Source organism: Streptomyces sp. SID11385, assembly GCF_010548245.1.
Classification (GTDB): domain Bacteria; phylum Actinomycetota; class Actinomycetes; order Streptomycetales; family Streptomycetaceae; genus Streptomyces.
Genome location: NZ_JAAGLR010001183.1, coordinates 1 through 8,538 on the forward strand (window position 1 = coordinate 1; position 8,538 = coordinate 8,538).

At 72.4% G+C, this 8,538-nt stretch carries 8 protein-coding genes; all 8 read left to right on the plus strand.

Annotated features, from left to right (window positions below; translation table 11 throughout):
- A partial coding sequence (gene rho, locus G3I42_RS36375) for a transcription termination factor Rho (protein WP_164291916.1) occupies nt 1–1,624 on the plus strand: 1,624 nt, incomplete at its 5' end.
- Between the two features lie 350 nt (nt 1,625–1,974).
- On the plus strand, nt 1,975–3,084 hold the full coding sequence (locus tag G3I42_RS36380; protein ID WP_164291917.1) for an LCP family protein: 1,110 nt from the start codon (nt 1,975–1,977) through the stop codon (nt 3,082–3,084).
- 208 nt (nt 3,085–3,292) lie between these two features.
- On the plus strand, nt 3,293–3,520 hold the full coding sequence (rpmE, locus tag G3I42_RS36385; protein ID WP_007822028.1) for a 50S ribosomal protein L31: 228 nt from the start codon (nt 3,293–3,295) through the stop codon (nt 3,518–3,520).
- A 154-nt stretch (nt 3,521–3,674) separates the two neighbouring features.
- Nucleotides 3,675–4,748, plus strand: a complete 1,074-nt coding sequence (gene prfA, locus G3I42_RS36390) for a peptide chain release factor 1 (RefSeq protein ID WP_164291918.1) — start codon at nt 3,675–3,677, stop codon at nt 4,746–4,748.
- Nucleotides 4,749–4,863: 115 nt separating this feature from the next.
- Nucleotides 4,864–5,709: a peptide chain release factor N(5)-glutamine methyltransferase gene (prmC, locus tag G3I42_RS36395; RefSeq protein WP_164291919.1), complete on the plus strand. Its 846-nt coding sequence runs from the start codon at nt 4,864–4,866 to the stop codon at nt 5,707–5,709.
- Nucleotides 5,710–5,785: 76 nt separating this feature from the next.
- Complete coding sequence (locus G3I42_RS36400) at nt 5,786–6,433, plus strand: L-threonylcarbamoyladenylate synthase (RefSeq protein WP_164291920.1); 648 nt, start codon at nt 5,786–5,788, stop codon at nt 6,431–6,433.
- A complete protein-coding gene (locus G3I42_RS36405; protein ID WP_164291921.1) occupies nt 6,430–7,074 on the plus strand; it encodes a protein-tyrosine-phosphatase in 645 nt (214 codons plus the stop codon). Before G3I42_RS36400 ends, G3I42_RS36405 begins: the two co-directional genes overlap by 4 nt.
- Before the next feature lie 216 nt (nt 7,075–7,290).
- Nucleotides 7,291–8,538, plus strand: a 1,248-nt coding sequence (locus tag G3I42_RS36410) for an MraY family glycosyltransferase (RefSeq protein WP_164291922.1), incomplete at its 3' end; no start/stop codon positions are given.

The window sequence follows — 8,538 nt, forward strand, 5'->3', positions numbered from 1 at the left end:
CTGCCGCGCCACGGCCGAGGCCGGCAGCCCCGAGGCCGCCACCGAGCAGCCGCAGGCCGCCGAGCAGCCGCAGCGCGAGAACCGCGACGACCGCGGGAACCGCGACAACCGGGACAACCGCGCCAAGCAGGACCGCCAGGACGGCGGCCAGCAGGGCGGCCAGCACGGCCAGCACGACGGCGACAACGCCGAGGGCCGCTCGGGCCGCGACCGCGACCGCCGCAGGGGCCGCGACCGCGACGGCAACCGCGACGGCCGCGACAACAACCGCGACGGCCGCGACCGCGACAACAACCGTCGCGGCAACAAGGGCGACGACCAGCAGGGCGGCGGCAACCAGAACCGCCAGAAGCAGCACGACAACCGGCCGCAGGACGACTTCGACGACGACGGCGGACGCCGTGGCCGCCGGGGCCGCTACCGCGACCGCCGGGGCCGTCGCGGTCGCGACGAGATCAACGAACCGCAGGTCAACGAGGACGACGTCCTGATCCCCGTCGCGGGCATCCTCGACATCCTCGACAACTACGCGTTCATCCGGACCTCCGGCTACCTGCCGGGCCCCAACGACGTGTACGTCTCGCTCGCCCAGGTCCGCAAGAACGGCCTGCGCAAGGGCGACCACGTCACGGGTGCGGTCCGCCAGCCCAAGGACGGCGAGCGGCGCGAGAAGTTCAACGCGCTCGTGCGCCTCGACTCGGTCAACGGCATGGCGCCCGAGACCGGGCGCGGCCGCCCCGAGTTCCAGAAGCTCACCCCGCTCTACCCGCAGGACCGGCTCCGCCTGGAGACCGACCCCGGGGTGCTGACCACGCGGATCATCGACCTCGTCGCCCCGATCGGCAAGGGCCAGCGCGGGCTGATCGTGGCCCCGCCGAAGACCGGCAAGACCATGATCATGCAGGCGGTCGCCAACGCGATCACCACGAACAACCCCGAGTGCCACCTCATGGTCGTCCTCGTCGACGAGCGGCCCGAAGAGGTCACCGACATGCAGCGCTCGGTGAAGGGCGAGGTCATCTCCTCGACCTTCGACCGGCCCGCCGAGGACCACACCACGGTCGCCGAGCTGGCGATCGAGCGGGCGAAGCGGCTCGTCGAGCTGGGCCACGACGTCGTCGTGCTCCTCGACTCGATCACCCGCCTCGGCCGCGCCTACAACCTGGCGGCCCCGGCCTCCGGGCGCATCCTCTCCGGCGGTGTCGACTCCACGGCGCTCTACCCGCCCAAGCGCTTCTTCGGCGCCGCGCGCAACATCGAGGACGGCGGCTCGCTCACCATCCTCGCCACCGCGCTCGTCGAGACCGGCTCGCGCATGGACGACGTGATCTTCGAGGAGTTCAAGGGCACCGGCAACATGGAGCTGGTCCTCGACCGCAAGCTCGCGGACAAGCGCATCTTCCCGGCGGTCAACGTCGACGCCTCCGGCACCCGCAAGGAGGAGATCCTCCTCGCCGGTGACGAGCTGGGCATCGTCTGGAAGCTGCGCCGGGTGCTCCACGCGCTCGACCAGCAGCAGGCGATCGAACTGCTCCTGGACCGGATGAAGAAGACCAAGTCCAACGCGGAGTTCCTGCTCCAGATCCAGAAGACCACGCCCGGCACCGGCAACGGCGGCGAGTGAGGCCCGTAGGGACCCGCAGGACCTGAACGAAGGCCGGGGGCCGTCTTCCCACACGGGAGGGCGGCCCCCGGCCTTCGCGCCGCCCGGGTACGCCGGGCCGTCCCCGTCCCGTCCCCGTGCCGGTCCCGGCCCTCGCCCCCGTCCCCGCGTGTCCTTCGCCACAGCCCGTGAGCGGCCCCGCTCCCGCACCGCGCGGGAAAACCGCAGGCAGTTCGCGTGTGGGGGCCACCGATCGGCCGACGTGGGGTCCGTCGTGATCACAGCGCGTTGTGCGACGCTGGCGAAATCCGGGCATGTGCTGACGTGAGCACGCCGGGACGGGGGAGCCACGCGACAGAGCTGAGGAGCGCATGACCGACACCCCCGTGGGCCCCGAGGAGGGGTCCCGCCCCCGCCGGGGCGGCAAGGGGCGCCGCCGCAAGCCGCGCGCCCGCCGCAAGGGCCTGCTGATCGCCGCCTGGACCACCGCGGGCGTCGTCGTACTCGGCGGCTCGGGCCTCGGCTACGCCTACTGGCACCTCGACCACAACATCAAGGGCGTCGACATCGACGCGGCGCTCGGCAAGGACCGGCCCGCCGACACCGACGACGGCTCGATGGACATCCTCGTCCTCGGCTCCGACTCGCGCTCGGGCAGCAACGGCGCGTACGGGCACGACGAGGGCTCGGCGCGCTCGGACACCGCGATGGTCGTGCACGTCTACGAGGGCCACAAGAAGGCGAGCGTCGTCTCGATCCCGCGCGACACCCTCGTGGACCGGCCCGCGTGCACGACGGACGACGGGAAGAGCGTCCCGGCCGCGCACCAGGCGATGTTCAACAGCGCCTACGCGGCCGGCGGGCCCGCGTGCGCCGTCAAGACCGTCGAGTCGATGTCCGGCATCCGCATGGACCACTACGTCGAGGTCGACTTCACGGGCTTCAAGAAGCTCGTCGATGCGCTCGGCGGCGTCCCGCTCACCACCACGAAGCCCATCCAGGACGCCTCCAGCCACCTGAGCCTCGCCGCCGGCAGGCACACGCTGGACGGCGAGCAGTCCCTCGGCCTCGTCCGCACCCGGCACGGCGTCGGCGACGGCAGCGACCTCGGCCGCATCCAGCTCCAGCAGGCCTTCGTCAAGGCGCTCATCGAGCGCGTCAAACACGTCGGCGTGCTCGGCAACCCCGCGAAGGCGTACAAGCTCGCGGGGGCCGCGACGAGCGCCCTCACGACCGACTCGGGGCTCGACTCGGTCGGCGGCCTCGCCAAGTTCGGCACCTCGCTCAAGGGCGTCAAGACCTCGGCGACGACGATGGTGACGCTGCCCGTCGCCTACGACCCCCAGAACGCCAACCGCGTCCTGCCCGACACCGCGAAGGACACACAGCTCTGGAAGGCGCTGCGCGCCGACCGGGCGGTCCCCGCGGCGGCGCTGCACGGCACGACGGAGGGCGGCGCCGACGGGGTCGTCAAGGGCTGAGACGGGGGCGTACGGGCCCGCCCGGACCCGTATGCCCCCCGCGTCACGAACCGGCACCGGCGGGCGACCCCGCGTACGGGAATACGAGCGCCCCCACCCCGGTTTTGGGGGATGCGGCCAGTGCTGGCAAACTGGTACGTCGGTCCCGGTTCACGTGGCGCCATTCCCGGCTCCGCGACCCGGCACCCTCCAGAACCTAGGAGACACCTTGAAGCGCGACATCCACCCCGAGTACGTCGAGACGCAGGTCAGCTGCACCTGTGGCGCGTCGTTCACGACCCGTAGCACCGTCCCGTCCGGCACCATCCGCGCCGACGTGTGCTCCGAGTGCCACCCGTTCTACACGGGCAAGCAGAAGATCCTCGACACCGGCGGCCGCGTGGCCCGCTTCGAGGCCCGCTTCGGCAAGGCCGCCACCGGCTCCGCCAAGAAGTAGCGAGCCGAACGCGCCGGTCCTCGGCCGCCCCTCGGGGCGGTCGGGGCCGGCGCTTTTTCGGCGGTGGCACGCCCCCCGGCGCCACCGCCGCAGCGGTCCCCCCCGTGCGGCCCAGCCCCGCAGCCCTTCCACGTACGCGATTTGGAGCCCGGAGATGTTCGAGGCGGTCGAGGAACTCATCGGCGAGCACGCCGAGCTCGAACGGACGCTCGCCGACCCCTCGGTCCACGCCGACCAGGCCAACGCCCGGCGGCTCAGCAAGCGCTACGCCGAGCTGACGCCCATCGTCGGCACCTACCGGGCCTGGCGCGCGACCGGGGACGACATCGCCACCGCCCGCGAACTCGCCGCCGAGGACCCCGAGTTCGCCGCCGAGGTCAAGGAGCTGGACGAGCGCCGCGAGGAGCTGACCGAGAAGCTGCGCCTCCTGCTCGTCCCGCGCGACCCGAGCGACGAGAAGGACGTCATCCTGGAGATCAAGGCGGGCGCCGGCGGCGACGAGTCCGCGCTCTTCGCCGGGGACCTGCTGCGCATGTACCTGCGGTACGCCGAGCGGGTCGGCTGGAAGACCGAGATCCTCGACGCCACCGAGTCCGAGCTGGGCGGCTACAAGGACGTCCAGGTCGCCGTGAAGACGAAGGGCAACGCCAGCCCCGAGCCCGGCCAGGGCGTCTGGGCGCGGATGAAGTACGAGGGCGGCGTGCACCGCGTGCAGCGCGTGCCCTCGACCGAGTCCCAGGGCCGCATCCACACCTCGGCCGCCGGGGTCCTCGTCACCCCGGAGGCGGAGGAGGTGGACGTCGAGATCAACCCGAACGACCTGCGCATCGACGTCTACCGCTCCTCGGGCCCCGGTGGCCAGTCCGTCAACACGACCGACTCGGCGGTGCGCATCACGCACCTGCCCACCGGCGTCGTCGCCTCCTGCCAGAACGAGAAGAGCCAGCTCCAGAACAAGGAGCAGGCCCTGCGCATCCTGCGCTCCCGCCTCCTGGCGGCGGCGCAGGAGGAGGCCGAGCGCGAGGCGGCCGACGCGCGCCGCAGCCAGGTGCGCACCGTGGACCGCTCGGAGAAGATCCGGACGTACAACTTCCCCGAGAACCGCATCTCCGACCACCGCGTCGGCTACAAGGCGTACAACCTCGACCAGGTGCTCGACGGGGATCTCGACGCGGTGATCCAGGCGTGCGTGGACGCGGACTCCGCGGCCAAGCTCGCCGCGGCGTGACCGTGCGCGGGGCCGCCGTCCGGTCCCGTACGACGCTCCACGAGCGTGTGACCGAAAGCGGCCCCCCGCGGGCCGCGGCAGCCGGCGGCGCCGGCGCCACAGGAAGGACAGGCGCGTGAACCTCCTGCTCGCCGAGGTGGCCCAGGCCACCCAGCGGCTCGCCGCCGCCGGTGTGCCCTCCCCCCGCAACGACGCGGAGGAACTCGCCGCGTACGTGCACGACGTCAAGCGCGGGGAGCTGCACACCGTCCCGGACGCCGACTTCGACGCCCGCTACTGGGAGGCGATCGCCCGCCGCGAGGCGCGCGAGCCGCTCCAGCACATCACCGGGCGGGCCTACTTCCGGTACCTGGAGCTCCAGGTGGGCCCCGGGGTCTTCGTGCCCCGGCCCGAGACCGAGTCCGTCGTCGGCTGGGCCATAGACGCCGTGCGCGCGATGGACGTCGTCGAACCGCTCGTCGTGGACCTGTGCACCGGCTCGGGAGCCATCGCGCTCGCGCTCGCCCAGGAGGTGCCGCGCTCCACGGTGCACGCCGTCGAGCTGAGCGAGGACGCCCTCGCGTGGACCCGCAGGAACGTCGAGGGCTCCCGCGTCCACCTCCACCAGGGCGACGCCTTCGCGGCCCTGCCCGAACTCGACGGCCAGGTGGACCTGGTGATCTCCAACCCGCCGTACATCCCGCTCACCGAGTGGGAGTACGTGGCGCCCGAGGCCCGCGACCACGATCCCGAGATGGCGCTCTTCTCCGGCGAGGACGGCCTCGACACGATCCGCCGCATCGAGCGCACCGCGCACCGCCTGCTGCGCCCCGGCGGCGTCGTCGTCGTCGAGCACGCCGACACCCAGGGCGGCCAGGTGCCGTGGCTCTTCACCGAGGAGCGCGGCTGGGCCGACGCCGCCGACCACCCCGACCTCAACAAGCGCCCGCGCTTCGCGACGGCCCGCAAGGCCCTCCCGTGAGCCGCCCGGGCCCGCACGACCCCCGCCGGACCCCGCACGACCCCCCGCACCTTCCCCGCGAACAGGAGACCCGCTGATGGCACGGCGATACGACTGCGACGACGCGACCGACCGCGCCACCGGCCTGCGCGAGGCCGCCTCCGCAGTACGGCGCGGCGAACTCGTCGTCCTGCCGACCGACACCGTCTACGGCATCGGCGCCGACGCCTTCAGCGCCGAGGCGGTCGGCGACCTGCTCGCCGCCAAGGGCCGCGGGCGCAACATGCCCTCGCCCGTGCTCATCGGCTCCCCGAACACCCTGCACGGCCTCGTCACGGACTTCTCCGAGACCGCCTGGGACCTCGTGGACGCCTTCTGGCCCGGCGGCCTCACGCTCGTCGCCCGCCACCAGCCCTCGCTCGCCTGGGACCTCGGGGACACCCGCGGCACCGTCGCGATCCGGATGCCGCTGCACCCCGTCGCGATCGAACTCCTCACCGACTTCGGCCCGATGGCCGTCTCCTCGGGCAACCTCACCGGTCATCCGGCGCCCGAGACCTGCGACGCGGCCCAGGAGATGCTCGGCGACTCGGTCTCCGTCTACCTCGACGGCGGTCCCACCTCGGGAAACGTTCCTTCCTCGATCGTCGACGTGAGCGGCGAGGTGCCCGTGCTCCTGCGCGCCGGGGTCATCGACGCCGAAGAGCTGCGCAAGGTGGTACCCCATCTCAAGGTGGCCAGTTGACGGCCCCCGGCGAAGGGCGGGACATACCCGGGGACCCGCCCGACCCTCCCTTCCGCATCCTCCACGTCAGCACCGGGAACGTGTGCCGCTCGCCGATCACCGAGCGGCTGACCCGGCATGCCCTGGCGGCCCGGCTCGGGGCGCGCGCGGGCAGCGAGCTGATCGTGGAGAGCGCGGGCACGTGGGGGCACGAGGGCGCGCCGATGGAGGAGAACGCGGCGGCCGTGCTCAGTGAACTGGGCGCCGATCCCGCGGGGTTCCGCGCCAGGGAACTGCTCGACGGGCACGTCATCCACGCCGACCTCGTCCTCACCGCCACCCGGGACCACCGCGCCCAGGTGATCTCGATGGGGCACTCGGCGGGCCTGCGCACCTTCACGCTCAAGGAGTTCACCCGGCTCGTACGGGCGATAGACCCCGCGACGCTGCCGGACACCGCCGATCTCGCGGGCCGCGCGCGGGCGCTCGTCCGGGCCGCCGCCGCGCTGCGCGGCTGGCTGCTCGCGCCGACGCCCGAGGCGGACGAGGTGCACGATCCCTACGGGGCGCCGCTGACCTTCTTCGAGGCCATCGGCGGGGAGATCAGCGAAGCGCTCGATCCCGTGATCAACGCGCTGACAGGGGCCGAAGTGGCCCGGTGAACCCGGGGGAGCGGGGCCGCGTGCCGCCCGGCGCCTGAAGGAACCGGCCCGCGATGCGCGGGCGCGGTACGTCCCCCGTGCGACGGATGTGCGGTGCGGGGGATTTGGGCGGGTCGGGGGCCTCGTGACCCGCTACGAGGGCGTTTCGGGACAACCAAAGGGGCTACCCGGAAGGTCAAGGCGGTATGCGCGCGAAGCTAAGGTGTGCGCTGGAGGATGGCCGCTCGATCTGTGGGGAAGCCCGTGCGTGAATACCTGCTGACGCTCTGCATCACGATGGCGGTGACCTATCTGCTGACCGGACCGGTGCGGAAGTTCGCCATCGTCGCGGGCGCCATGACCGAGATCCGGGCCCGGGACGTGCACCGCGAACCGACCCCCCGGCTCGGGGGCATCGCGATGTTCGCGGGGCTGTGCGCGGGACTCCTCGTCGCCGATCACCTCACGAACCTCAACAACGTCTTCGTGACCTCGCACGAGCCCCGGGCGCTGCTCTCGGGCGCCGCGATCATCTGGATCGTCGGCGTGCTCGACGACAAGTACGAGATCGACGCCCTCGTGAAGCTCGGCGGCCAGCTCATCGCGGCCGGCGTCATGGTCGTCCAGGGCCTCACCATCCTGTGGCTGCCGATCCCCGGCGAGGGCACGATCCTGCTGAGCGCCTGGCAGGGCAATCTGCTCACGGTCGCGCTCGTCCTCGTCACGGTCAACGCGGTCAACTTCGTGGACGGGCTCGACGGCCTCGCGGCCGGCATGGTCTGCATCGCCGCCGCAGCGTTCTTCCTGTACTCGTACCGCATCTGGTACGGGCACGCCATCGAGGCGGCGGCCCCCGCGACGCTCTTCTCGGCGATCCTCATCGGCATGTGCCTCGGCTTCCTGCCGCACAACATGCCCCCCGCCAGGATCTTCATGGGCGACTCGGGCTCGATGCTCATCGGGCTCGTGCTCGCCGCGGGCGGCATCTCGATCACCGGACAGGTCGAGCCGGACGCACTCAACCTGTTCACGGGCTCGGAGCGCGCCTCGGTCCACGAGATGGTGCCCTCGTACATCCCGCTCCTGCTGCCGCTGTCGATCATCGCGGTGCCCGCGGTGGACCTCGTGCTCGCGGTGGTACGGCGCACGTGGCGCGGCCAGTCGCCGTTCGCCGCCGACCGGGGTCACCTCCACCACCGTCTGTTGCAGCTCGGGCACTCCAAGTCCCGGGCCGTGCTGATCATGTACTTCTGGTGCGCGCTCATCTCCTTCGGCACGCTCGCCTACTCGGTGAACTCGGCCTCGATGTGGATCGTGCTCGCGATCATGGCGGGGAGCGCGGTGGGTCTCGTACTGCTCCTGCTGCCGCGCTTCCAGCCCCGGGTGCCGCACTGGGCGGAGAAGGTCGTGCCGCCGCGTTACCGGCGGCGCAGGGCCGCGCTGCGGCGGGCCCGGGCCGAGGCGGCGGCCGCCGCGGTGGACGCG